The following is a 25,727-nucleotide window of genomic DNA, read 5'->3' on the forward strand; positions in this document are numbered from 1 at the left end:
ATAACTAATTATGTCAGACATTTCGAGGAGAGACTTTCTCAAAACGGGCGCTATGGCTTTGGCAGGCATTACCATTGCTCCGAGTTCTATTTTAGGAATGAGTCACGGACACGTGTCTCCCAGTGATAAATTGAATCTTGCAGCCGTGGGTATTGGCGGCATGGGACATGCCAATATTAATAAGGTGAAGGGCACTGAAAACATTGTGGCTCTTTGCGATGTGGACTGGAGATATGCAAAAGGTGTGTTCGACGAATTTCCGAAAGCAAAGAAATATTGGGACTATCGGAAGATGTACGATGAAATGGGTAAATCTATCGACGGGGTAATTATTGCTACTGCCGACCATACTCATGCTATTATCACTGCTGATGCGATGACAATGGGCAAGCACGTATTCTGTCAGAAACCGTTGACTCACTCTGTTTATGAGTCCCGTTTGTTGACTAAGTTGGCTGCTTCGACCGGTGTTGTCACTCAGATGGGTAATCAGGGGGCATCTGATGAAGGTACGGATTTGGTTTGCGAATGGATATGGAACGGTGAAATCGGCGAAGTGACTAAGGTGGAATGTGCTACTGACCGTCCTATCTGGCCGCAAGGACTGAATGCTCCTGAAAAGGCTGACCGTATCCCAAGTACATTGAACTGGGACTTGTTTACCGGCCCGGCTAAGTTGAATCCGTATAATGAAATTTATCATCCTTGGAACTGGCGTGGATGGTGGGATTATGGAACAGGAGCATTGGGTGATATGGCTTGTCATATCCTGCATCAACCGTTCAGAGCTTTGAAACTGGGTTATCCTACTAAGGTGGAAGGTTCTTCTACTTTGTTGCTGAGTGCTTGTGCTCCGCAGGCGCAGCATGTGAAAATGATTTTCCCTGCCCGTGACAATATGCCGAAAGTGGCGTTGCCGGAAGTTGAAATCCATTGGTATGATGGCGGTATGATGCCCGAACGTCCGAAAGGATTCCCACAAGGTAAACAACTGATGCAGAGTGGGGGTGGTCTGACTATTTTCCACGGAACGAAAGATACTTTGATTTGCGGATGTTATGGACAGAATCCTTGGCTGCTTTCCGGTCGTACGCCTAATGCTCCGAAAGTTTGCCGTCGTGTGCCTAATGCAATGAATGGCGGTCACGAAATGGATTGGGTGCGTGCATGTAAAGAAGACAAGTCAAATCGTGTCATGACTAAATCTGATTTCTCCGAAGCAGGGCCGATGAATGAAATGGTAGTGATGGGAGTATTGGCTATCCGTCTGCAAGCTTTGAACAAGACTTTGGAATGGGACGGTGCTAATATGTGTTTTACCAACATCGGTGATAATGAAACTATCCGGACTTGTATAAAAGATGGCTTCAAGATTCATGACGGTCATCCTACTTTCGACAAGACTTGGACAGAGCCGGTGAATGCGAAGCAATTCGCTGCCGAACTGGTGAAACATAACTATCGTGAAGGCTGGAGACTGCCTGATATGCCGAGATAAAAAGAATATCTTAATCAAATAACAGAATAATATCATGAAAAAAGTATTTTATCCTTTGGCTTGTTGCCTGGTTGCGGGAGTTTTCACTTCTTGTGGCGGTCAGAAAGCCGGAAATGCTCAAGACGGGCAGACATCAGACAAGGTTGCATTGTCTTATTCTAAATCATTGAAAGCAGTGGAAGCAGACAGCTTGAATTTACCTGTCGATAAGGATGGTTACATCACTATCTTCGACGGTGAAACGTTTAACGGATGGCGTGGTTATGGTAAGGATCGTGTTCCTACCAAGTGGACAATTGAAGATGGCTGCATCAAATTCAACGGAACCGGTGGCGGTGAAGCGCAGGACGGTGACGGCGGCGACCTGATTTTTGCTCATAAGTTTAAAAACTTCGAACTGGAGATGGAGTGGAAAGTTTCTAAAGGTGGCAACTCCGGTATCTTCTATTTAGCTCAGGAAGTTACATCGAAAGATAAGGATGGTAATGATGTGCTTGAGCCTATTTATATTTCCGCACCCGAATATCAGGTGTTGGATAATGCTAATCATCCGGATGCCCAATTGGGTAAGGATGGCAACCGTCAGTCGGCTTCTCTGTATGACATGATTCCGGCTGTTCCTCAAAACTCTAAACCGTTCGGTGAATGGAACAAGGCAAAGATTATGGTTTATAAGGGCACGGTTGTTCACGGACAAAACGATGAAAACGTATTGGAATATCACCTGTGGACAAAACAGTGGACAGATATGTTGCAGGCAAGCAAGTTTAGCGAAGACAAATGGCCTTTGGCATTTGAATTGCTGAACAATTGTGGTGGCGAAAACCATGAAGGATTTATCGGATTGCAAGATCACGGTGATGACGTTTGGTTCCGCAATATCCGCGTGAAGATTTTAGACTAACTTCACTAACTAACCACAGCTTTCACAGGTAAATGAGGATTTGTTTACTTGTGGAAGCTGTATATTTTATAACTCCTGATATCTATTATATGAGAACCCGAATTTATTTATATGCCTTGGCTGTTCTTCTTATGATTCCGGTTACGATGACCGCACAGACGAAGAAAAAAGCTAAGAAGGCAAGGAAAGAAGTAGCTATTCAGCTCTATTCTGTTAGAGATATATTGAATAAGGTGGACAATAAGGACGGTAAATGTGATCCGGCTTATACTGCTATTCTCGAGAAATTGGCAAAAATGGGTTATACCGGTGTTGAAGCGGCCAATTATAATAATGGAAAATTTTATGATAGAACCCCTCAACAATTCAAGAAAGATGTCGAGTCGACTGGAATGAAAGTCTTGTCCTCGCATTGTACACGTGGATTGTCGAAGGAAGAACTGGCTTCCGGTGATTATTCAAAGTCACTTGAATGGTGGGAACAGTGTATTGCAGACCATAAGGCAGCAGGTATGAAATATATCGTAGCTCCCTGGATGGATGTTCCTAAAACACTGAAGGATCTGGAAACTTACTGTACTTATTACAATGAAATAGGCAAACGTTGTAAGCAACAGGGCTTGCAGTTCGGCTACCATAATCATGCCCATGAATTTCAAAAAGTGGAAGGTAACGTGATGTATGACTATATGCTGGAACATACGAATCCCGAATACGTTTTCTTCCAGATGGATGTTTACTGGGTGGTTCGCGGACAAAACAGTCCGGTCGATTATTTTAATAAATATCCGGGCAGGTTCAAGATATTCCATATCAAAGACCACAGGGAAATCGGTCAGAGCGGAATGGTAGGCTTCGATGCTATCTTTAATAATGCAAAGATGGCAGGTGTAAACTATCTTGTAGCCGAAATCGAGAAATATAGTATCCCGGTAGAGGAGAGTGTGGAAGTGAGCCTGGATTATTTATTGGACGCTCCTTTTGTGAAAAGCTCCTATTCCAAATAACTTCTAGTCTATATAGTATAAACAGCTTACAATAGAGCATAAAAAAAAGTCTGTGCATGCTTTATGCATGTCAGACTTTCAATTCTCTCCTGGCTGTTACTGAATTATTCAGCTACAGTTTCAGTTACTTCTACTGCAACGCTATCAGTTGTTGTAGTATCTGCTGCTGCTTGTTCTGCTTCAAGAGCTGCTGCTTCTACTGCTGCGATTGAGTCAGCGATACGGATAGAATCTGCAGTTGCTTTTGCTGCGTCAGCTGCTTTGTTACCACATGATGCGAATGATACTGCTACGATAGCTACTGCCATCAAAACTAATTTTTTCATTTTCTTTGCTTTTTAAAAACGTAATACAATCAATTGCTTTATTAAAACGCTGCAAAGGTATGTACTTTTTCAATATGTTGTTCTCGAAAAGCCAACTTTTTTTATATATTTTTTGGTAACTGGCCCCTTTCTTGCTCTTTCCCTATGTTTTAGAACATATTAATCGATAGCTATACTGTTATATAGGTATCTTTTGATGCTTCTTTTCGGTGTTTTTTCAAATTCCGTGGGGTAGAGTTGTATCTTGCTGATTTTTTCGTAAGCAGCTACATTCGCGTTCAGATTCTTGAGATTCTCGTCCATGATTGTTTTCAGGTTATCCGGGTTATTCAGTCCGAGTGAATCCAGTGCTTCGTAATCCGCGTAGACAAGGGCTACCAACTTCTTGTTGCGTTCGATGACGATGCTTTCAAGAACGAACGGCAGGTTGTTGAGCTTCGTTTCCAGTTCTTCCGGGAAGATATTTTGTCCGCTTGAACTCAAAATCATGGTCTTGAGACGTCCGCGAATGAAAATATTGCCGTTGGCATCCATTGTTCCGAGGTCGCCGGTGCGCAGCCAGCCGTCTTCGGTGAATACTTCCCGTGTGGCTTCCGGATTCTTGTAATACCCTACCATTGTGTTCTCACCGCGTACCTGTATTTCTCCCACTTCCGATTCCGGGTTTTCCTTGTAGATACGGGCTTCCATAATATCCAGTATTTTTCCCGAAGAACCCAATACAAATTCATTCCACGGAGCATAACTGATAAGCGGCCCGCATTCTGTCATTCCGTAACCGATGGTGAAAGGGAATTTGATTTTGTAGAAAAACTCTTCCACTTCCTTATCCATGGCGGCACCGCCGATGATAATTTCCTTGAAACGACCGCCCAGTGCGTCGATCAGCCGTTTGCGTATCTGGTTATAAATCTGCGTGTCGAGCAAAGGAATATTAAGCGCCCATTTCATCCCTTTCTTATTGATAAGAGGTTGGATGATATTTTTATATATCTTTTCGATCACGAGCGGTACGGTGATAATCAGGTTTGGTTTCACTTCCTCAAAAGCCTTCATAATGATTTTGGGCGAAGGAGTTTTTCCAAGCAGGGTGACATGCGTGCCGACGGCTGTTGCTGTCAGAAAGTCGAATGCGCAACCGTAGGCATGGGCAAGCGGAAGGAAAGAAAGTACTTTATCTCCCTTTTTGAGCAATTCGGTACGAATGCCGAAAGTGACGTTGCCGGCAAGGTTGTTGCCGGTCAACATGACTCCTTTACTGAAGCCGGTAGTACCGGAAGTATAGTTCAGGAGCATTACTTTATCGTTGGAGAGGGTAGTGTACTGCACATCTTCGCGGGTAAATCCTTTCGGATAACAGGAATGCATCTCTTTATCGGTATTCTTCAGAAACTTCTGTATTGTCTCTCCGTCACGCTGATACAGGCAACGGAAGTCGGTCAGTGAGAAGACTCCCCTTAATCCCTGCAATTTCTCTTCTTCCAGGTTATCCCAAATACTGTCGCTTGTGAACAGGAAGACAGATTCGGAATGATTGACGATATGATGAACATCATTGGGAGTAAAGTCCTGAAGAATAGGTACGACGATTGCGCCATAGGTGATAGTTGCCATATAGGCGATGCACCAATGCGCATTATTTTTGCCGATAACTGATATCTTATCTCCTCTGCGAAGGCTACAATGCTTGAATAACAAGTGTAAACGGGCGATTTCTTCAGCTACTTGTCCGTACGTATATTGGGTATTTTCTCCGTAATCAGTATAACAAGGTAAATCCCAATTCTCACGAAAACTATTTTCGTATAGTTTAATGAAATTCTCTTTAATCATTGCACGTTTTTTAGTGAATTGTGCAAAAATAGGAATAAACTTTCGTATCCAAAAGGGTTTTACTAATAATAATGTGTAACTTTGCAAAGTTAATGTGTTTATAACAGCTTATGATAGATACCACTGTATTTCAAAATAAGACAGCCGTTTATTATACACTAGGCTGCAAATTAAATTTTTCAGAGACTTCGACTATTGGTAAAATACTGCGTGAGGCAGGTGTGCGGACTGTCCGTAAGGGTGAGAAAGCGGATATCTGTGTGGTGAATACCTGCTCGGTGACTGAGATGGCGGATAAGAAATGCCGGCAGGCCATTCATCGGTTGGTGAAGCAGCATCCCGGTGCTTTTGTGGTGGTGACCGGATGTTATGCGCAGTTGAAACCCGGCGATGTGGCAAAGATAGACGGAGTGGACGTAGTATTGGGAGCCGAGCAGAAAGGAGAGTTGCTCCAATATTTGGGCGACTTGCAAAAACATGAGAAAGGCGAAGCCGTTACTACTGCAACCAAAGACATTCGTTCCTTTTCTCCTTCGTGTTCACGGGGTGACCGTACGCGCTTTTTCCTGAAAGTGCAGGATGGGTGTGATTACTTCTGTTCATATTGTACCATTCCTTTTGCCCGCGGGCGAAGCCGTAACGGGACTATTGCTTCTATGGTGGAGCAGGCAAAGAGTGCCGCTGCCGAAGGCGGAAAGGAAATCGTCCTGACCGGAGTGAATATCGGAGATTTCGGCAAGACAACGGGTGAAACTTTCTTTGACCTGGTGAAAGCACTGGATGAAGTGGAAGGAATTGAACGTTACCGTATATCTTCTATTGAACCCAACTTGCTGACGGATGAAATCATCGAATTCGTATCTCGCTCCCAACGCTTTATGCCTCATTTCCATGTTCCTTTGCAATCGGGATGCGACGAAGTATTGAAATTAATGCGCCGTCGCTATGATACCGCTCTCTTTGCTTCGAAAGTGAAGAAGATAAAAGAGGTGATGCCTGACGCCTTTATCGGCGTGGATGTGATTGTGGGAACTCGTGGCGAGACGGCAGAATATTTCGAGCAAGCCTATCAGTTCATTGCCGGATTGGACGTGACACAACTGCACGTGTTCAGCTACTCCGAACGTCCGGGAACACAGGCGCTCAAGATAGACTATGTCGTTTCACCTGAAGATAAGCATCAGCGCAGCCAACGGCTGTTGACGCTTTCGGATGAAAAGACGCAGGCGTTTTATGCCCGTCATATCGGACAGACTATGCCGGTACTGATGGAGAAATCGAAAGCAGGCACTCCGATGCATGGATTTACGGAAAACTATATCCGTGTGGAAGTGGATAGTGACAACTCGCTCGACAATCAGGTGGTCAATGTACGTTTGGGAGAATTTAACGAAGATAAGACAGCCTTAAAAGGTACAATTCTGATATAAGTATGAAATCAAAACTTATCTATTGGCTCGTATCTACGGGGATGTGGCTCTTTTCAGCCCTTCCGTTCAGAATATTGTATATCCTTTCGGATTTCAATTATCTGTTGATGTACCGTGTGGGAAAATATCGCCGGAAAGTCGTTCGGGAGAACTTGAAAAAGTCATTCCCGGAAAAGCCCGATGCAGAAAGATTGCAGATAGAGCGCAAATTTTATCGTTACCTTTCGGATTATATGCTGGAAGATTTGAAGTTACTGCACATGTCTGCCGAAGACCTTTGCAAAAGGATGACTTATAAGAATACGGAACAGTATTTGGAACTGACGGAAAAGTATGGCGGAATTATCGTGATGATTCCCCATTATGCCAATTATGAATGGCTGATAGGGATGGGGGCGGTCATGAAGCCGGGAGATGTCCCCGTACAGGTGTATAAGCCTTTGAAAGATAAATATCTGGACGAACTGTTCAAACGTATCCGTTCCCGTTTTGGCGGATACAATATACCGAAACATTCTACTGCCCGCGAGATTATCAAATTGAAACGTGAAGGCAAAAAGATGGTGGTCGGACTGATTACCGACCAGTGGCCTAGCGGTGATAGATATTGGACTACCTTCCTGGGACAGCAAACCGCTTTCCTGAATGGTGCGGAACGTATTGCCAAAATGATGAACTTCCCTGTTTTCTATTGTGAACTGACGAAGAATCGCAGAGGATATTGCGAAGCCGAATTTAAATTGATGACGGAAACTCCCAAGGAAACAGCCGAGGGAGAGATAACCGAAATGTTTGCGCAGCGTTTGGAGCAAACTCTTCGCAGAGAACCTGCCTACTGGTTGTGGTCGCATAAACGATGGAAATTTACTCCGGAAGAATGTGCGCGGAATGAACAGGAAGAACAGCTCAAGAGAAAAGAAGGAAAATGAAAGTATCGGTTGTCATTCTGAATTGGAACGGATGCGATATGCTTCGCACTTTTCTTCCGTCTGTAATCCGTTATTCGGAAGGAGAGGGGATAGAGGTCTGTGTGGCGGACAATGGTTCTACGGATGATTCGGTGGATATGCTTCGTCGGGAATTTCCTTCTGTCAGGACAATCTTGCTCGAACAGAATCATGGATTCGCGGACGGATATAACTTGGCTTTGCAACAGATAGATGCTGAATATGTGGTACTCCTGAACTCCGACGTGGAAGTGACGGAGCATTGGCTGGAACCGATGATTGCCTATTTGGATGCTCATCCGGAAGTGGCCGCTTGTCAGCCGAAGATACGCAGCCAGCGGCAAAAAGAATATTTTGAATATGCCGGGGCATCGGGGGGATTTATAGATAAGTATGGTTATCCTTTCTGTCGTGGTCGTATCATGGGAGTAGTCGAGAAAGACGAAGGTCAGTACGATACGATACTTCCCGTATTTTGGGCGACGGGGGCGGCTTTGTTTATCCGCCGTGCCGATTATCTGAATGTCGGCGGACTGGATGGACGTTTCTTTGCGCATATGGAAGAGATTGATCTCTGTTGGCGACTCCGTTCCCGTGGGCGTGAGATTGTTTGTATTCCTCAAAGTGTTGTCTATCATGTAGGCGGGGCTACCCTCAAAAAAGAGAATCCCCGTAAGACTTTTCTTAATTTCCGTAATAATCTTGTCATGCTCTATAAGAATCTTCCACGGGAAGAGTTAAATAAAGTGATGCGTATCCGGGCTTGTCTTGATTATGTAGCAGCACTTGCTTTTCTGCTGAAAGGTGATGTAGGTAATGCTCGTGCGGTGGTAAGTGCACGCAAGGAGTATAAGCAGATATGTCCGTCATTTTCTTCATCCCGTGAAGAAAATCAAAGAAAAAAAACTTTGAATCCGATTCCCGAACGGACAAAAAGTAGTATCTTGTGGCAGTTTTATGTGAGAGGATGCAAACGGTTCTCTCAATTGTCGGACTTAAAAGGATAACAAGATGGAAGCATCAAAAGTAAGAAGAGGCATCGGGCTGGTAGCGCACGATGCGATGAAAAAAGACCTCATCGAATGGGTATTGTGGAACTCCGAATTATTGATGGGAAATAAATTCTACTGTACAGGTACTACCGGTACATTGATATTGGAAGCATTGAAAGAGAAACATCCCGGGCAGGAATGGGATTTTACGATTTTGAAATCCGGGCCTTTGGGTGGCGACCAGCAAATGGGGGCGCGTATTGTGGAAGGACAGATTGATTATCTTTTCTTTTTCACTGACCCAATGACTTTGCAACCGCATGATACGGATGTGAAAGCATTAACCCGCCTGGCAGGTGTCGAAAATATCGTTTTCTGTTGTAACCGTTCAACGGCGGATCATATTATTTCCAGTCCGTTGTTTATGGATCCCAATTACGAACGTACTCATCCTGATTATTCCAGTTATACGAAACGTTTCCAGGATAAGCCTGTGGTAACGGAAGCGGTGGAAGCTGTGGATAGAAGAAAGAAGAAAAGAAAATTATAAGTTTTTACTTTCTGCTACAATGCAGTTCTATGCCCGCAGACTCTATATCAGCCCCCATTGGTGGATTCCTTTTAGAAAGTCGTAGTTCGATTTCTTCAATAGTCGGGAATTGTTGAAAAAGTTTTTCAACAATTCGCCCCCCTGCGTGTTCCAGTAACTTTGATGGAACAGCCATTTCTGTCATTATCACACGATGTACTTCGGCGTAGTTAACGGTATCGGCAACTTCGTCCGTTTGTGCGGCTTTACTGATATTTACTTTCATCTTCAAGTCAATGATGTATTCGTTCCCGATAAGATTCTCTTGTGGCGCGACTCCGTGATAGGCGTAGCAGCGAATCTCTTTCAAAAGAATATAGCTATTGTTTATCTTCATATGATGGATTGTTGGTATGATTCTGTTTTACTTTCAATAAGTCTTTCTGCGCAACCATTTGCGGGATTACTTTCAGAAATACGGGAGTGAGCAGGATACAGATACTCAATGTTATGAGCAGGAGTGCAATTGCCTGTGCCCAGTCATTATGAATATATCGTGCTACCAGTGGCCCTAAAAAATGAAGAATAGGCCCGTGAATACTCAGGGTGATAATAGAATATCGTCCCAGATAAGAAACAACCTTCAGCCTTTTCACTTTTTTGCAAAGTAACATAATCATAAATATTCCTGCAAATGCTGCGACATAAACTTGGAAGATATTTCCTGAATAGTTGTTTGTGCGCATCCCTAATGTAGTGGCAGTAAAGTACATCACCACCAATGCCAATAGGACAAAAACAGGAATCAGCTTGTCAAACCGATGGCTTGGAAACAGGAAAAAGTTATATCTGCGAATCCAAAACCCCGCTACATAAAAAGGCAGGGCAGTCATGGAGATATCTATATAGAGAGGTAATTCTATCTGCAACTTTCCGAGATAAAATCCAGTGCAGCCTATCAATAGCGTAAGAGCGAACATGAGGGGTAAATGCTTCTCCCGTAAGAAATGTATCAGATAAAACAGGATATTACAGTTGAACAATGCGAGCAGAAACCAAATGGGCGGATTGAACTTGATAAGGTCGTGCCCGTGGAATACGACCAACAGCTCTTTCCATGATACAGGTAATTGAAAAACTCCCGGTGCTATTTTCCAAATGATATATTTCAGCAGGAAAGCACTTAGATAAAAAAACAGGAAAGGGATAATCAGCTTATTTATTTTTCGGACAATGAATCCTAATAATCCTTCGTATGATTTAAAAAAGACTCCCGATATAAAAAAATAGAGCGGCATGCGGAAACAAGATAGCATAGAATCCTTGTCGAGTTTATCGAAAGCCCCGCCAATATGCGCCATGACTACAAGAATGATGCAGACTCCTTTGGTTAAGTCCACAAAATCAATACGTTTCCCCGGGTTGCCTTCCATTCTCTCTTTTAATATCTTTTATTTCGCAATTCGGGCGCAAAGATACTTGATAAATTGGAATAAAAACGGAGAAGACAAAGAAAATTAAAAGACGGCTGCGTAAAGAGAAACAATAGAAGGAACGCTGGTTCGGTTATTGCAAAAAAAGAATGCTTGAGATATGAATAACGCGGATAATTCAGGGTTCTCATATCTTTAAGCCTGTATTATCCGCGTATTATCTACGTTGTTTAATAGTACCTTGTCTATATTTATTTTTCGGGATTTCTTCCGGTATATTTTATCAACTCACATATTTTGTCATTAAGCTTCTGTGCTTTCATCAATTGCTCCAGTGTGATATGCATCCGATACCGCCAATAATTCCGCGGATTGGACGGGACGTTGATCCGTTCTTCCTGTACATTCGGATTCCGTAGTTTCCCGTCTATGGACAACCAGTCCTGGAATGACAAGATGCAGAGCATCGAGTTGCTGTTAAGATGGTTACGTACAATCTCTTCGCACAGTTCAGGAGTCGCAACAGTAGGCGCAATACCATAATGTCCCAGCATTGTATTGTAATAACGTTGCGTCTGTTGGTAATCTTCTTCCCACCAACCGCGCAGCGTAGACATATCATGCGTGGAAATTGTGCAAACCGACCGGTACGGGTATTCTTTCAGATGTCCGAACTCATGCATCGGATTTTTAGGCATCCGTTGGATTTCCAGACTAAGAATACGTAAATCATTCATAACTGACGGCACACAGGCAGGTATCATACCCAAATCCTCTCCGCATACCAACATACGGGTGGACTGCGTTAATTGAGGTAACTTCTTCATCGCCTGCTGATACCAGAACTCATTGTGACGATGATAATAATACTGGTCGTATAGTTTATTAAAGGCATTCTTATCCTCTTCACTCAATGCGCGGAAGATAAAGTCGCGTTGTACACCGATGCGGGGATGATATTTTCCTTCCTCTTTTCTGTCCGGTACAAACAATACATTACTGATTAAGGAATATAATCCGTCCCGAATCCAAATGCTGTCTTCGTCATTCTTGCCGGCAAAGAACTGTTTCACTTCCTGTTGCGTTTCAAATCCCGGCTTCATGTGATAAATCCCGGACTCGTCTGCCAACTCGAGAAAATCTTGCTTCACAGTATTCGTGTAAGGCCCGAATAGCTGTCCGAGGAAGGACTCATGGATATATGGATTCAGATATTCTTCCCGGAATGTGAAGCCGTAACTCTCTATCTCTTCCCGGCTCATAGGCAAGGAAGGAACAAACTGGCCTAACAATCCGTGTACGGCATTCATCGGTATTTCCCAGATACGGAAGAATCCGAGAATATGGTCAATCCGGTAGGCGTCAAAGTATTCAGCCATCTTTTGGAAACGCTTCATCCACCAGCGGTATCCGTCTTTCTCCATCACATCCCAGTTGTATGTGGGGAATCCCCAATTCTGTCCATTCACAGAGAAATCATCGGGCGGAGCTCCTGCCTGTCCGTTCAGATTGAAATAATGCGGTTCCGTCCAGGCTTCCACGCTGTTGCGGCTGATACCGATGGGAATATCTCCTTTCAGTACGACCCCCTTCTCACGGGCATACTTCGTAGCTGCCAGTAATTGCAGGTGCAGGTGATACTGAATGAAATAATATAAAGCGATATGCGGATAATCTACCGTCTCCGGCTGACACATCTTTTCTATTTCCTCTGCATTATAAACAGAGTACTTCGGCCATTCACGGAAATTAGGTGTCCGGTAAGCATCGCGCAGATAGCTGAATACAGCATAAGGCTGCAACCATTCCTTATTCGCTTCAAAGAACTCCTTAAACCCTTTGGAAGCCAACACCTTTTCTCCTTCCTGTTGGAAAATTAGGCGGAAGAATTCCCATTTCGTCTGATTGACCGCTTCGTAATCAATAGCAGTCAGACTATTCAGTTCCTTTTGTTTTTTGCTGAATCCGGATGCAGCTTCTTTATCTTTCAGGGTTCCCATTTGCTTCATATCCGCATACATCGGATGGAAAGCATAGATAGAAATGCTGTTGTAAGGATAAGAATCCGTCCATGCATGCGTCATGGTCGTATCGTTGATGGGCAAAATCTGAATCACCTTCTGGTGCGTACGTACAGCCCAGTCGATCATGCGTTTCAAATCACCGAAATCACCGACTCCGAAACTCTTTTCCGATTTCAACGAGAATACAGGAATAGCTATACCCGCTCCCTTCCATGCCGGAATATCAAAATTAGCGTATCGGTCGGAAACCACGAGCGTTTCGTTCGTCTTTATTTCCGGGTCTGCCAGGTAGCGGTTGGGATTATTTTCCCAACAGTCCACTTTCTTTTCCAGCTTGTTGTAAAGAACAAATTTATATTCCAGCGGATATTTGAGTTTACTGGCATCCAGTTCCACCTGCCATTCCGGGAAGTTGGCGTCACTCATCAGAACAGCCTTTTCCGGATCCCAGTTGCCTAATGCCTTCTGATTGCCACAAATCCCCAAACAGTAATCCTTGTTAATGCGTGGAGCATAAGCTTTGATTACCAGTCCCTTCTTGTGACCTTGCGGAATACTTTCCCTTTCGGGATGCGACAATAATGCTTCCGTAAAAGCCGAACTGTAAAGGTACAGTTGCTCCGGAATATTTTTCCAGCAATCATTGATTCTGTATTTCTTTCTGGGGACGCCGGACAGGAAAATACATCGTGGAAAATTGTCCCATTCCTTGCGCATAACGCTCCCGTTTTGTTCTATCTGATAGTTATAATTGATAGTCAACCCTTCCTGGGGAACTTCCACTTCCAGTTCTGCTGTCCAGTATATGCCATCTGTTGTGTGCATGGGGACAGACTCTGTGGACAAGCCGGCAAGCCTGACTTCTTCCCCCCAGTTGGTGCGATATTCGATATTAAATGATAAAATCATATATATTAGATTTTGATTGAATATTTAAGACACTGCAAGTATAAGACATTTTTTTGAATAAAAAATAAAAGGAGTCCTCACGAACTCCTTTTAGCCTTTTGTTTATATATTAATTAACATACGTAAGATGTTTATCCACATCTGGAAGCGCCGCAGCTAGTACATATCAGGCAACCTTCCTGGTAAATCAATGTTTCATTGCCGCAGTTCGGACATTTCTTTCCTTTGGCTTCGGTTCCATCCTGAATATACTTCTTCAAAGCACGTTCCACACCATTTTTCCAGGTGTTGATACTTTCACTGTTCAATTGCAGGGAGCCTACCAGCTTGATAACCTGCTCAATCGGCATCCGGTAGCGAAGTACTCCCGAAATCAATTTCGCATAGTTCCAATATTCCTTGTTAAACTTCTCTGACAATCCTTCAATGGTCGTCTTATATCCACGTTTGTTCTCAAATTGGAAGTCGTAACGTTTTGTGCCGTCCTCATCGACGTTCTTGATGATACGTCCGCAAGTTACGCTCTTTGGCAGCAGGATACCTTCGTCATCATCCTGCAAACCGGTGAAGATTTCGTAAGGATGTCCGTCCAGCAAGCCGACGAAAGCCACCCATTTCTCCTTGTTATTCTGGAAACGCACTACGTCAGCTTCCAGAACTCTCGGACGTACCTCTACAACCGTAGGCGGTTTGCAAGGCGGTAAATCTTCTTTCTTTTCCGACTTCGTAGAAATCAATACACCCGACCGTGAACCGTCACGATATACGGTACATCCTTTACAGCCGGATTTCCAAGCCTCTACATACAAGCGGTTTACCAAATCCTCGTCTACATCGTTCGGCAGATTGATAGTCACGCTGATGGAGTGATCCACCCATTTTTGGATTCTTCCCTGCATCTTCACTTTCATCAACCAGTCAACATCGTTGGAAGTAGCCTTGTAATAAGGAGACTTAGCTACCAACTCGTCGATTTCTTCCTGTGAATAGCGTTTTGACGGATCATATCCATTGGCTTCCATCCAAGTAACGAACTTATGGTGGAATACGATGTATTCTTCAAATGCATCCCCTGTCTCGTCAACAAAGTCTACATGGACGTTCGTATCGTTCGGATTCACTTTTCTTCTGCGCTTGTAAACCGGCAGGAACACAGGCTCGATACCCGAAGTCGTCTGTGTCATCAGACTGGTTGTTCCGGTAGGAGCGATAGTCAGACAAGCGATGTTACGGCGTCCGTACTTCTTCATGTCTTCGTACAGTGCCGGATCAGCTTCCGCCAAACGCTGGATGAACGGATTGTTCTGTTCACGTTTGCTGTCATATACCTCGAAAGCGCCACGTTCTTTCGCCATCTCCACTGACGAACGGTATGCGCCGAGAGCTACCGCCTTATGTACTTTTTCAGAGAATTCCGTAGCTTCTTCCGTACCGTAGCGCAGTCCCAAAGCAGCGAGCATATCACCTTCGGCAGTGATACCTACACCGGTACGGCGACCTTGTCCGCTCTTCTTGTATATCTTGTCCCAAAGTACACGTTCCGCACGTTTTACTTCTTCGTTTTCCGGGTCTTCATCAATTTTCTTCATGATACGCTCGATCTTTTCCAGTTCGAGGTCGATGATGTCGTCCATGATGCGTTGTGCCAAAGCTACATGCTTATGGAATAAATCAAAATCAAAATAAGCATCCGGCTTGAAAGGATTAACTACATACGAATATAGATTGATTGCCAACAGGCGGCAAGAGTCATAAGGACACAAAGGGATTTCACCACACGGATTGGTAGATACGGTTTTGTAACCCAGGTCTGCATAGCAATCGGGCACAGACTCGCGGATAATCGTATCCCAGAACAGGACACCCGGTTCTGCTGATTTCCATGCGTTATGAACAATCTTCTTCCATAAGGTAGAAGCGTCGATTTCTTTCGTAAATGACGGATTCGCCGAGTTGATAGGATACTGCTGTACATAAGGCTTTCCGTCTACGGCAGCCTGCATGAAATCATCGTCCAGTTTGACCGAAACGTTTGCGCCTGTCACCTTCCCTTCTGTCATCTTGGCGTCGATGAAAGCTTCGGAATCCGGATGCTTGATAGATACGCTCAACATCAACGCGCCGCGGCGTCCGTCCTGGGCTACCTCACGAGTTGAATTCGAATAACGTTCCATGAACGGAACAAGACCGGTAGAAGTCAGTGCGGAGTTTTTAACCGGAGAACCTTTCGGACGGATGTGCGACAAGTCATGACCCACGCCACCACGTCTTTTCATTAGTTGTACCTGTTCTTCGTCGATTTTGATGATCGCCCCGTATGAGTCGGCGGCGCCATCTACTCCGATAACGAAACAATTGGATAGTGAAGCAACCTGGTAGTCGTTACCGATTCCTGTCATCGGGCTACCTTGGGGAACGATGTATCTGAAGTGATCCAGTAAATCGTACAGCTCTTTAGCTGTCAGCGCGTTCGGATACTTGGATTCGATACGTGCCACTTCATTTGCGATTCTCCAATGCATGTCTTCCGGAGACTTTTCATAGATATTTCCGAAAGAATCCTTTACTGCGTATTTGTTTACCCAAACCCTTGCAGCAAGCTCGTCGCCCTGAAAATATCGTAAAGATTCTTCGTAGGCTTCGTCATAAGAATAAATTTGTTTTTCCACGATTCAATTTGTGTTAAATCTGATTTTTAATAAGTAATGTGTAGAAGTTTACTTATCGTTAACAAATGCAGGCGCAAAGCTAAGAATGTTTTTTCATCTATCAAAATAAAAATGAAACAATTTATTAACAGGTTGCAAGTTTTCCATTTGTGTGCGCTAAGTGTTTGATAAACAGATGAAATTGAATTTTGTTCAAAGGTTAAAGTTTTCCAAAAAGAAAACTATTCTTTTCTGTCTGTGTGGTGGAATAGTTTTTTCTTTTTATATCTTTGCAAAAAAAAGATATGTTTGAAACCGTAAAGAACAGAAGAACAATCAGGAAATACCAGTCGAAGGACATTGCTCCTGATTTGTTAAATGATTTGCTTGAAACCTCTTTTCGTGCTTCTACGATGGGTGGGATGCAACTTTATAGTGTAATTGTCACTCGCGACGCGAAAATGAAAGAGAAACTTTCCCCTGCCCATTTTAACCAGCCGATGGTAAAAAATGCACCTGTGGTACTTACTTTTTGTGCTGATTTCCGTCGCTTCAGCAAGTGGTGTGAACAGCGGAAAGCGGTACCGGGCTATGATAATTTAATGTCTTTTATGAATGCGTCCATGGATACTTTGTTGGTTGCGCAGACTTTCTGCACGCTGGCCGAAGAAGTAGGACTCGGTATTTGCTATTTGGGCACTACTACTTATAATCCCCAAATGATTATTGATACCCTTCAACTACCCGAATTGGTATTCCCTCTCACAACGATAACGGTAGGTTATCCCGATGGTATTCCCGCGCAAGTAGACCGTCTGCCTTTGGAAGCTGCCGTGCATGATGAAAAGTACCACGATTATACGCCGGAAGAGATAGATAAGCTCTACGCATACAAAGAATCATTGCCGGAAAACAAACAGTTTATCGAAGAAAATAAGAAAGAAACTCTTGCCCAGGTATTTACAGATGTACGTTACACAAAGAAAGATAACGAATTTATGTCTGAGAATCTGTTGGAAGTACTTCGTCAGCAGGGATTCTTGAAATAATGACTAACGTTTAGTGATTAGTGGTTAAGACTTAAAGCGTAAATGCGCAGCCTGTTAATCACTAATCACTAAACGTTAACCGCTATTCTTAGTTTCTTTTCTTCAGCAACGACTCAATCTCCTGTACCTCTGCACTAAAGCTCTTGTCCACCTCTAATTGTCCTTTTACGGTTTTGCAGGCGTGAAGTACGGTTGCATGATCCTTGTTACCGATGAACTTTCCTATCTTGGATGTTGAAAAGTCTGTGTGATTTTTGGCGAGATACATGGCGATCTGCCTTGCTTGAACTACTTCTCTCTTTCTGGATTTTGTGTGTATGGCAGCCGGTTCCAGATCGAAATGCTTGCATACCACTTTGAGAATATCATCAATGGTAACAGCCTTTGTCTCATTATGAACCACTCCATGTACGATGTGTTGCGCCAAATCCATATCTATTTCCTTGTTGAAAATAGTAGAGCGTGCCATGATTGCGATAACGATACCTTCCAGGTCGCGTACACTTTCGTTTACGTTCTCGGCAATATAGTCGATAACTTCTTCCGGGAACTGTAATCCGTCGCGGTGTATCTTATTGCGCAGAATGTTTTTACGAAGTTCTACGGTCGGCTTTTCGAGCTCTGCCACCATGCCCCATTTGAAACGGGTGAGCAGTCGTTCTTCAATACCTTGCAACAACACGGGAGCGCGGTCGGAAGTCAATATGAGCTGTCTGCCGTTTTGGTGTAGATGATTGAAGATATGGAAGAAATTGTTCTGCGTCTTGGTGACACCGGCAAATTCCTGGATATCATCGATAATCAATACATCAATCGTCTGATAGAAGTTTATGAAATCGTTCGTCGTATTATTACGTACAGAGTCCGTATATTGTACCTGGAACAAATGTGCCGAAACATACAATACTCTTTTCTCCGGATAAATTTCTTTGATTTTCGTGCCTATTGCGTTTGCAAGGTGCGTTTTTCCCACTCCGGATGCTCCATAGAGGAACAACGGGTTGAAAGCAGTACCCCCGGGTTTTTGTGCTACGGCTTCGGCTACACTTCTCGACAGCTTGTTGCTGTATCCTTCAATGAAGTTTTCGAAGTTATAATTGGGGTTCAAATGCGGGTCTAAGTCCTGAACAGCAGGAGCCTTCAAGAAGTTAGGCGCTTTGTTACCGTCAAATATGCTTTTGGGAGTAATAGCCGTAGAGCGATTGCTTGCTTCGAGATTCACGGTTTGATTCGGAATCGAAGTCTTGTCTACCATGACGTTGTACATCAACTTGGTGCCTTCGCCAATGACCTTATACAATGTCTTGCGGATAAGATCTACGAATCTCTCTTCCAGTATTTCATAGAAAAACTGGCTGGGGATTTGTAAAATCAATGTTTTGTCCTCATATTTCAATGGGACAATAGGGGCAAACCAAGTATTATATGTCGTCTCGGGAACATTGTCTTTTATAATGTCGAGACAGCGGTTCCAAAGTACGACATGATTTGATTCAATCATAGTGACTTTTAATACATTTATTAATTAAGCAAAACTTCTACGTTTGCAAAATTGGGAATCTTATTCCGAAAAAACAAATCAGCTTTTTCTTGTTTTTTTCGTGAGAATAATAATGTGTTTACTTTCAATGACTTATATACATCTGACGGAACACTATATGTTAATCCACTCTTGCAAAATTATAAGTATCTGTATTCTAGTTTGTTATATATAAAATGCTGTTCATTTTTCTTCCATTTGTACGTTTGTACGGGAATATTATTTCGGTTTGTAGATAGACATTTGAGAAGCAATGACACGCTTTTCGAAACGCTTCGTTATTTAGATAAAATCTATATAACGATAAAATGCTACTTATCTTTCTTACCGAATAATGAGAAGTGAACATAGCGTTTCGGATGCTCTTTCAGGTCTTCCAACAAGCTCGCTGCGTTTTCGGTTGTAGCGTTCAAATTATTGTATAAAGTCGGGTCGTTGAAGAGCAGTCCGAGAGTGTTATCTTTGCTGTTCAATTTCTCTGTAAGTATTTTTACGTTAGCCAGTGTTTCGTCTATTTTTTTGAAAGTGGATGCATAGTCCACTTCCTTCAGGTTGCCGCTGATAGCTACGAAGTTATCCCCGATTGTATTCAGCTTGCTGGTGAGCTGCGGGATATCGTTGCTCATAAGTCCTTTCACTTGCGAGCTGACTACTGCCAGGTTGGCTGTGGTTGTTTCTATTGAATGTAAAGTGGCGGGGATGCTCTTGTCTCCTAAGATATTGTTCAATGAGATAAGGATGGAGTCCAGTTTCGGGAGCATTTCCTCTACCTTGGGGATGAGCTTCGCCGCGCTTTCCATCATTCCGTTGTTCATCGTGCCGGGGATGGTATCACCTACGGCATATTTTTCGCGCGGGTTGTTTGCCAGGAGTATGTTCATGCGTACACCGCCCATCAGTTCGGCTACCAGTTCGGCAGTACTTCCTTTCGGGATACGCAGTTCCGTATCCAGTTCCACTTCCACCACTACATTTCCGGGATTCGTGTAATCATAATAGATGTCACGTACAATACCCACGCGTACACCGTCCGCAAACACCGGGCTCGACTTGGTCAGTCCGTTCACGTTCTGAAATTTGGCATAGAAATAGCTTGAAGGTTGAAACATATGTATCCCTTTCAGCCAGTTAATCCCATAAACAAGCACGCATAGTGCAATGATACCTGCAATACCTATTCTGACTTCTTTTGTAATGTACTTCATTTTATCTTTTTATTTATTTCTTCTCTTTTTAAATTCGGCAATCGCTTCGTTGACGTTCATTTTCTCCCCGTTTCGGAAGGCGATGATGAAAGCATCCTTGAATTGTGGCGTAATGGTGCGTTTCGTACGCAGCACTTTGTTATAATCACCGGAAGCGCCATACGTATATTTGTATATGCCCTTTTCCTTATAATAATCCACATTTTTCAGCCCTTTCAACCGTTTGTCGTTTTTGGCAAGAGGTTTGGAAGAGGTGAGTATCTGTATCTTAAACGTAATTTCACTGTCATTGGTTGCGCTTTCCGATGCAATCGGGCGGTTTGTTGTCGTTTTTGTTGCCGAAGCAGGTTTTGTTCTGGCTTCTGCCAGTAATTCCTTCTGTTGAGGGGCTGTCACGCTTTCCGTGTCTTTTTGTGCAATTGCCTGAGCATCGTTTTCTTCCCGTTCGGTGGGGATAATTGTTTTGCTGACTCCCGTTAGACGTATTTCATGCTCTCTTTTATAATTCAGGAAAGCATGATAAATACCTTTTGCCATGGTTGAGGCTCCTGCTTCGGAACTTAGATACCGTTCTTCCTCAGGGGTAGAGATGAATCCCAGTTCTATCAGGATGCTCGGCATCGCACTTGCTTTCAGGACAAGGAATCCCGCTTGATGCACTCCGCGGTCTGCCCGTTTGCAGGTGTGGCGGAATTGTTTTTGCATCAGTGAAGCCAGATGCACACTCTGCTCCATGTACTTGTCCTGCATAAATTCAAATATGATATAAGATTCTGCGGAGTTCGGATTGAAGCCGGCATATCGTGTCTGATAATCGCTTTCGTAGAGGATTACGGAGTTCTCCCGTTTCGCGACTTCCAGATTGGCGTCCGATTTGGCAAGACCCAGTGTCCAGGTAGATGCCCCTTTGGCTGTGCGGTTGTTTGCCAGTGCGTTGGTATGGATGGAGATAAAGAGGTCAGCCTTCGCGTTATTCGCGATTTCGGCACGTTGGTCTAAGGGGATGAAGACATCTTTGCTGCGGGTGTAAATCACTTTGACGTCATCGCAGTTTCTTTTTATCAAATTCCCTACTTTCAGGGCAACGTTCAGATTGATGTTCTTCTCTTTGGCTGTTTTGCCTATGGCACCGGGGTCATGTCCGCCGTGTCCGGCGTCAATAACTACTACAAAGTCCTTCCCCCATAAATGGCTGGTACATGAGGGTAGAAAAAGTAGCCAGAGGCAAATGCATATATATACTATGTATGGTCTATTCAGTTTCATATTTGTAATACGGTGCAAATGTAGTAGAAATTTGTAGAAAACTCATTATTTGCCATTAAGTTTTGTGTTTTTTTCGGTTTAATGATAGCTTTTTTCCTGAAATCTCCGTTACTTTGCGCTTCGAAGTTAAAATGTACGACGATGCTTAAGTTTTTGAAGAATTGGACATTACCTATTGCCATGTTGGTAGGTGCCGTGGGTTATCCGCTGTTCATCGGCCTTTCTTTCCTGACTCCCTATCTTATTTTTACGATGTTGCTGCTGACTTTCTGTAAAGTGTCTCCACGTGACTTGAAGCCGAAACCTCTCCATGCATGGCTGCTGCTGATTCAGATTGGTGGTGCGTTGGCGGCTTACCTGCTGCTTTACCGGTTCGATAAGATTGTAGCGGAAGGTGTGATGGTTTGCATTATTTGCCCGACGGCTACTGCTGCCGCGGTGATTACTTCCAAGTTGGGGGGCAGTGCGGCGAGTCTGACTACTTATACGTTGCTCGCCAATATCGGAGCGGCCATTGCCGTACCCATTCTTTTCCCTTTGGTGGAGGTACATCCCGATGTCGGATTCTGGCAAGCGTTCTTCGTTATTTTGAGTAAAGTATTCCCGTTGCTGATTTGCCCGTTCCTGCTTGCATGGCTGTTGAGTAAATGTCTGCCGAAAGTTCATCAGAAACTATTAGGTTATCACGAACTTGCTTTCTATTTGTGGGCTGTTTCGTTAGCCATCGTTACGGCTCAGACATTATATTCATTGCTCAATGACCCTGCTGACGGTTTTACTGAAATCATGATTGCCGTCGGAGCTTTGGTAGCTTGTTGTTTGCAGTTCTTTCTGGGAAAAACTATCGGCTCCGTCTATAACGACCGCATCAGTGGCGGTCAGGCGTTGGGGCAGAAGAATACGATTCTGGCTATTTGGATGGCTCATACCTATCTCAATCCGTTGTCTGCTGTTGCGCCGGGCTCATATGTGTTGTGGCAGAATATCATTAATTCGTGGCAGTTGTGGAAGAAGAGAAAGAATGAATTGAAAAATCAAGTGTAAAACGTTAAGTAAGGAATCGCAATGGATATAAATCAGAATTATAGAGAAGCGGTAAAGAATATAAAAGAAGCTATTCTACGCAGCCAGTACCGTGCAGTTGCATCGGTGAACAAGGAACAGTTATCTCTTTATTACGGTATCGGACGTTACGTGTCGGAAAATTCCCGTACGGGCTTTTGGGGAAAAGGTGCAATAGAACAGATATCTTCCCTATTGCAAAAAGAGTTGCCGGGATTAAGGGGATTTTCAGCAACAAGCATAAGAAATATGCGTATTTTTTATGAGGAATGGGCTCCGATTTTAAATCATCAGCCATTGGCTGATGATTTGGTGTTAAATGAAAAATTGCTTCTTGTAGAAATTCATCAGCCAGCGGCTGACGAATTTAATTGGGCTGACTTCCTTTCAATCGGCTTTAGTCATCATACTGAAATCATATCTAAAGCTAAGACTTTAGAAGCGCGATTGTTTTATATACATGAGTGCGCTACTCGTTATTGGAGCAAATATGCTTTAAGAGATTACTTAAAAGCAGACCTATACAGCCATCGGGGAACTTTACCTAATAATTTCGCACAAACATTGCCCGATACTAAGCAAGCTCTAAAAGCTGTTTGTTCATTCAAAGATGAATACCTGCTTGATTTCATCAATGTAGAGGAACTGGATGAACAAGAAGAGGATTTAGACGAAAAGATAGTAGAAAAGGCGATTGTTGCCAATGTGAAGAAGTTCATCATGACCTTTGGACAAGATTTCAGCTTTATAGGCAATCAATATCGTGTGGAGGTTGCAGGGGAGGAAATGTTCATTGATCTGCTCTTTTTCAATCGAGAACTTAATTCGTTGGTCGCGGTCGAGTTGAAATCCGGAAAATTCCGTACATCTTATTTGGGGCAACTGAATACTTACCTATCTGCCTTGGATACATATATCAGAAAGCCGCACGAAAATCCCTCTATCGGAATAATCTTTTGCAGGGAAATGAATCAAACCTTTGTAGAGTTTGCAGTGCGTGATTATAACAAACCGATGGGAGTTGCTACCTACCGTGCATCCAAAGATATGCCGGAACGACTTCGTAACGCCCTGCCGGACATTGAGGATTTGAAAAAGCTATTGTAAAGCGAAAGCCTTGTTCCTTTTTGGCAGGAAATTATCTTTTGCTATTTCTGCAGAATGTCTAAAACTGAACATTGGAACTAGAAAGAAAAGCAATGGAGGAAATATTTGAAATAGAAGACCTAAAAGAACTGGAAGAATTTTTGCAGTCCCAATCAGAGATAGAACTGTTGCGCGAACGCTTGTTTGCCGGGTTTCTGAAATATGCGGATTATAAAAATGCGGAAGAGTGGAATAAAGCCGTTCGTCTTTGCGAGAGCCTGGCTATTATCGGCTGGGGAAATCACGAACCTGTCGAAGCATTGAGAGGACAATTCTTTAATGGAAACCCCGCGACCTGTTTTCAAAATAAATTTGGAGAAACTCGTTTTGTCGATGCCATTTGGTCGAAAAGAGTCAACGGTTTTACTATGGAGCAGGGAAGGACAAGTTATTGTTTCAGTCCTGACGACCCGAATCAAAAGCAATCCGTATTTTGGGAATATGAGATAAAGGAAGATATACAGGATATAAGGCTTGAAAGCCAGAGAAACTGGATTCCTAAAAATCCGGTTTGGATAAGGAGGACGATTGGTAACTGTTATGAAAACTCTAAGGCAGTAATCGAGAGTGTTGACAAAGAACTGAAACCGGAGTTGGATAGAAGGATGCGCCCGGAGATGTACGGACGTGCTATTAATCGAATTATAATTAATTGTTCGTATAGCTATTATGACCACGATCACTGTAAAACAAACTATATCATTGCTGATGAAAAGTTGAAATTGAAACAAAAAGATTTCTATCGGACATTGCTCACTATGTTTACCAGGCAAGAAATAGAGAAGAATGGATATTATCTTCGCAATCGTTTTGAATTTGGACCATTCAGGACAGATACCGGGAAAATTAGAATCGGGCTATGCCTTGAGAAAGAATTCAGTGAATTAAGTCATGCCGAACAGAAATCGAAGCTAAGCGAATATATCCTGCTTGCTCTGAACCATGTTACCGACAAGCTAAAAAAGAAAAAACTGGATTATGACTTTGACTTGATGCTTGAAGATTTTAATTCAATACTGGCTGAGTGGAAAGTATGAAAAATATTATAGAGTTATCTCTGAATTCTTCGATATTCATTTGACTTTTTTATGTTAGGTTATCTGTGCAAAAATAGTTAGAATAAAGTAATACTTATTCATAGAGTAGGAAATAACTATCATTGCTCTCATCTTTTTTGCTAATGTGCTTATTAATTGATAAATAAGTATGATAGATACTTTTGAAATCCGGTATCTATCATTCTTTCTTCATGAAAAACGGGTATCTATCATTCTTATTTCTCTGTTTTTACTATTTAATCTTTCATGGTATTAACCCGCACATAAATTTTATGGCTGCCGCTCCCAATGGTATCCAGCACTCCTTCTTCCACCCATCCGTTCAATTCATTCAGTGCTTTGTTCTTTAGCAGTCCCGTCAGTTGAGTATACTCTTTGCGTCGTATCATCGGTCTTTCATCCAGAAACTTCTCCAGCCTGCGGCGGCGTTCCTCCACCGGAACTTCGGCGGAATGTGCAAATCCCGACTTTGCTTTTTCCACAAATCCGCGAACCTTCTTTCGGAAAGAAGAGGAAGGACGAAAATTTACATTGTCGAAATAGATCGACTGTGCATGTATCTCTTTGGCATCCATCACCGGACGTGCTTTCAGCTTGGCTGAAAAATAGCCGAGGTCGCCCAGCTGAACGTGATAACCGCTGACTAGATATTCGGATATTTTATTTTCAATAGCCAATTGGACTCCTTTGATATCTGCCGGTGTGAAACTGGAAGCTTGGGAGATCTCTTTGACAATTTGTTGGAAGTCGATGGTTCCGCTCGATACGATGCGGGGATACAGCGGCTGTTCGTTTTCGTCCTCTTTTGAAGACGGTTTTTTGCGGAAATCATACTTTGCGTACATGCCTTTTCTTTTATGGGTTAATAGTGTTGAAATGCCTTTTATAAGGCACTTTAATTGTTACTAGGTAGTAAGATAA

The 25,727-nt window shown here is 43.2% G+C and carries 21 protein-coding genes; 11 read left to right on the plus strand and 10 right to left on the minus strand.

Features of this window, described 5'->3' with window-relative positions:
* Nucleotides 1–10 precede the first annotated feature (10 nt).
* The 3 genes from BQ7997_RS05220 (at nucleotide 11) to BQ7997_RS05230 (ending at nucleotide 3,409) form a co-directional block, all read left to right on the plus strand.
* Nucleotides 11–1,498: a Gfo/Idh/MocA family oxidoreductase gene (locus BQ7997_RS05220; protein WP_022136935.1), complete on the plus strand. Its 1,488-nt coding sequence runs from the start codon at nucleotides 11–13 to the stop codon at nucleotides 1,496–1,498.
* Between the two features lie 34 nt (nucleotides 1,499–1,532).
* Nucleotides 1,533–2,402 (plus strand): 3-keto-disaccharide hydrolase, encoded by an 870-nt coding sequence (locus BQ7997_RS05225; RefSeq protein WP_073344223.1) that lies wholly within the window; start codon nucleotides 1,533–1,535, stop codon nucleotides 2,400–2,402.
* Nucleotides 2,403–2,491: 89 nt separating this feature from the next.
* Nucleotides 2,492–3,409 (plus strand): sugar phosphate isomerase/epimerase family protein, encoded by a 918-nt coding sequence (locus BQ7997_RS05230; RefSeq protein ID WP_073344815.1) that lies wholly within the window; start codon nucleotides 2,492–2,494, stop codon nucleotides 3,407–3,409.
* Nucleotides 3,410–3,513: 104 nt separating this feature from the next.
* On the opposite strand, the gene BQ7997_RS05235 is transcribed toward BQ7997_RS05230, so the two are convergent.
* Both BQ7997_RS05235 and BQ7997_RS05240 read right to left on the minus strand, forming a co-directional pair.
* On the minus strand, nucleotides 3,514–3,735 hold the full coding sequence (locus tag BQ7997_RS05235; protein ID WP_022136938.1) for a hypothetical protein: 222 nt from the start codon (nucleotides 3,733–3,735) through the stop codon (nucleotides 3,514–3,516).
* 159 nt (nucleotides 3,736–3,894) lie between these two features.
* On the minus strand, nucleotides 3,895–5,568 hold the full coding sequence (locus BQ7997_RS05240) for a long-chain fatty acid--CoA ligase (protein ID WP_022136939.1): 1,674 nt from the start codon (nucleotides 5,566–5,568) through the stop codon (nucleotides 3,895–3,897).
* Nucleotides 5,569–5,678: 110 nt separating this feature from the next.
* On the opposite strand from BQ7997_RS05240, the gene mtaB reads away from it, so the two are divergent.
* From mtaB to BQ7997_RS05260, 4 genes are read left to right on the plus strand one after another with little or no spacing between them, the layout of a single operon-like run.
* Entirely contained in the window at nucleotides 5,679–6,998 is a 1,320-nt protein-coding gene (gene mtaB, locus BQ7997_RS05245) for a tRNA (N(6)-L-threonylcarbamoyladenosine(37)-C(2))-methylthiotransferase MtaB (protein WP_073344226.1), read from the plus strand.
* Between the two features lie 2 nt (nucleotides 6,999–7,000).
* Entirely contained in the window at nucleotides 7,001–7,927 is a 927-nt protein-coding gene (locus BQ7997_RS05250) for a lysophospholipid acyltransferase family protein (RefSeq protein ID WP_073344229.1), read from the plus strand.
* Nucleotides 7,924–8,952 carry a glycosyltransferase family 2 protein gene (locus tag BQ7997_RS05255; RefSeq protein ID WP_073344232.1) on the plus strand — a complete coding sequence of 343 codons (1,029 nt, stop codon included), beginning with the start codon at nucleotides 7,924–7,926 and terminating at the stop codon, nucleotides 8,950–8,952. Before BQ7997_RS05250 ends, BQ7997_RS05255 begins: the two co-directional genes overlap by 4 nt.
* Before the next feature lie 4 nt (nucleotides 8,953–8,956).
* A complete protein-coding gene (locus BQ7997_RS05260) occupies nucleotides 8,957–9,487 on the plus strand; it encodes a methylglyoxal synthase (protein WP_022136943.1) in 531 nt (176 codons plus the stop codon).
* 4 nt (nucleotides 9,488–9,491) lie between these two features.
* Here the strand turns inward: BQ7997_RS05260 and folB are convergent, their stop codons facing one another.
* The 4 genes from folB to BQ7997_RS05280 form a co-directional block, all read right to left on the minus strand.
* A complete protein-coding gene (gene folB, locus BQ7997_RS05265; RefSeq protein WP_073344234.1) occupies nucleotides 9,492–9,863 on the minus strand; it encodes a dihydroneopterin aldolase in 372 nt (123 codons plus the stop codon).
* Nucleotides 9,847–10,899: an acyltransferase family protein gene (locus BQ7997_RS05270; protein WP_073344236.1), complete on the minus strand. Its 1,053-nt coding sequence runs from the start codon at nucleotides 10,897–10,899 to the stop codon at nucleotides 9,847–9,849. The genes folB and BQ7997_RS05270 overlap by 17 nt, the downstream gene beginning before the upstream one ends.
* A 251-nt stretch (nucleotides 10,900–11,150) precedes the next feature.
* A complete protein-coding gene (locus BQ7997_RS05275; protein ID WP_073344238.1) occupies nucleotides 11,151–13,832 on the minus strand; it encodes a 4-alpha-glucanotransferase in 2,682 nt (893 codons plus the stop codon).
* Between the two features lie 131 nt (nucleotides 13,833–13,963).
* A complete protein-coding gene (locus tag BQ7997_RS05280; protein WP_022136947.1) occupies nucleotides 13,964–16,501 on the minus strand; it encodes an adenosylcobalamin-dependent ribonucleoside-diphosphate reductase in 2,538 nt (845 codons plus the stop codon).
* 284 nt (nucleotides 16,502–16,785) lie between these two features.
* Between BQ7997_RS05280 and BQ7997_RS05285 the strand changes: the two genes are divergently transcribed.
* The gene (locus BQ7997_RS05285; RefSeq protein WP_022136948.1) at nucleotides 16,786–17,529 is read left to right on the plus strand and encodes an NADPH-dependent oxidoreductase; all 744 of its coding nucleotides are present in this window, start codon (nucleotides 16,786–16,788) and stop codon (nucleotides 17,527–17,529) included.
* Between the two features lie 88 nt (nucleotides 17,530–17,617).
* Here the strand turns inward: BQ7997_RS05285 and dnaA are convergent, their stop codons facing one another.
* From dnaA to BQ7997_RS05300, 3 genes are all read right to left on the minus strand, one after another.
* On the minus strand, nucleotides 17,618–19,030 hold the full coding sequence (dnaA, locus tag BQ7997_RS05290; protein WP_073344241.1) for a chromosomal replication initiator protein DnaA: 1,413 nt from the start codon (nucleotides 19,028–19,030) through the stop codon (nucleotides 17,618–17,620).
* Nucleotides 19,031–19,380: 350 nt separating this feature from the next.
* Nucleotides 19,381–20,274 (minus strand): MlaD family protein, encoded by an 894-nt coding sequence (locus BQ7997_RS05295; protein WP_022136950.1) that lies wholly within the window; start codon nucleotides 20,272–20,274, stop codon nucleotides 19,381–19,383.
* A gap of 9 nt (nucleotides 20,275–20,283) precedes the next feature.
* Nucleotides 20,284–21,540 (minus strand): N-acetylmuramoyl-L-alanine amidase family protein, encoded by a 1,257-nt coding sequence (locus BQ7997_RS05300; RefSeq protein ID WP_073344817.1) that lies wholly within the window; start codon nucleotides 21,538–21,540, stop codon nucleotides 20,284–20,286.
* 81 nt (nucleotides 21,541–21,621) lie between these two features.
* Here BQ7997_RS05300 and BQ7997_RS05305 point away from each other — a divergent pair, with 81 nt between their 5' ends.
* From BQ7997_RS05305 to BQ7997_RS05315, 3 genes are all read left to right on the plus strand, one after another.
* Nucleotides 21,622–22,584, plus strand: coding sequence for a bile acid:sodium symporter family protein (locus BQ7997_RS05305; RefSeq protein WP_073344244.1), 963 nt, complete (start codon nucleotides 21,622–21,624; stop codon nucleotides 22,582–22,584).
* Nucleotides 22,585–22,605: 21 nt separating this feature from the next.
* Complete coding sequence (locus BQ7997_RS05310) at nucleotides 22,606–23,709, plus strand: PDDEXK nuclease domain-containing protein (protein WP_073344247.1); 1,104 nt, start codon at nucleotides 22,606–22,608, stop codon at nucleotides 23,707–23,709.
* Between the two features lie 92 nt (nucleotides 23,710–23,801).
* Nucleotides 23,802–24,785 (plus strand): hypothetical protein, encoded by a 984-nt coding sequence (locus BQ7997_RS05315; protein ID WP_073344249.1) that lies wholly within the window; start codon nucleotides 23,802–23,804, stop codon nucleotides 24,783–24,785.
* 257 nt (nucleotides 24,786–25,042) lie between these two features.
* On the opposite strand, the gene BQ7997_RS05320 is transcribed toward BQ7997_RS05315, so the two are convergent.
* Nucleotides 25,043–25,651 (minus strand): HU family DNA-binding protein, encoded by a 609-nt coding sequence (locus BQ7997_RS05320; protein WP_073344252.1) that lies wholly within the window; start codon nucleotides 25,649–25,651, stop codon nucleotides 25,043–25,045.
* Nucleotides 25,652–25,727: the final 76 nt, after the last annotated feature.

This window comes from Bacteroides congonensis (genome assembly GCF_900130125.1).
GTDB lineage: Bacteria > Bacteroidota > Bacteroidia > Bacteroidales > Bacteroidaceae > Bacteroides > Bacteroides congonensis.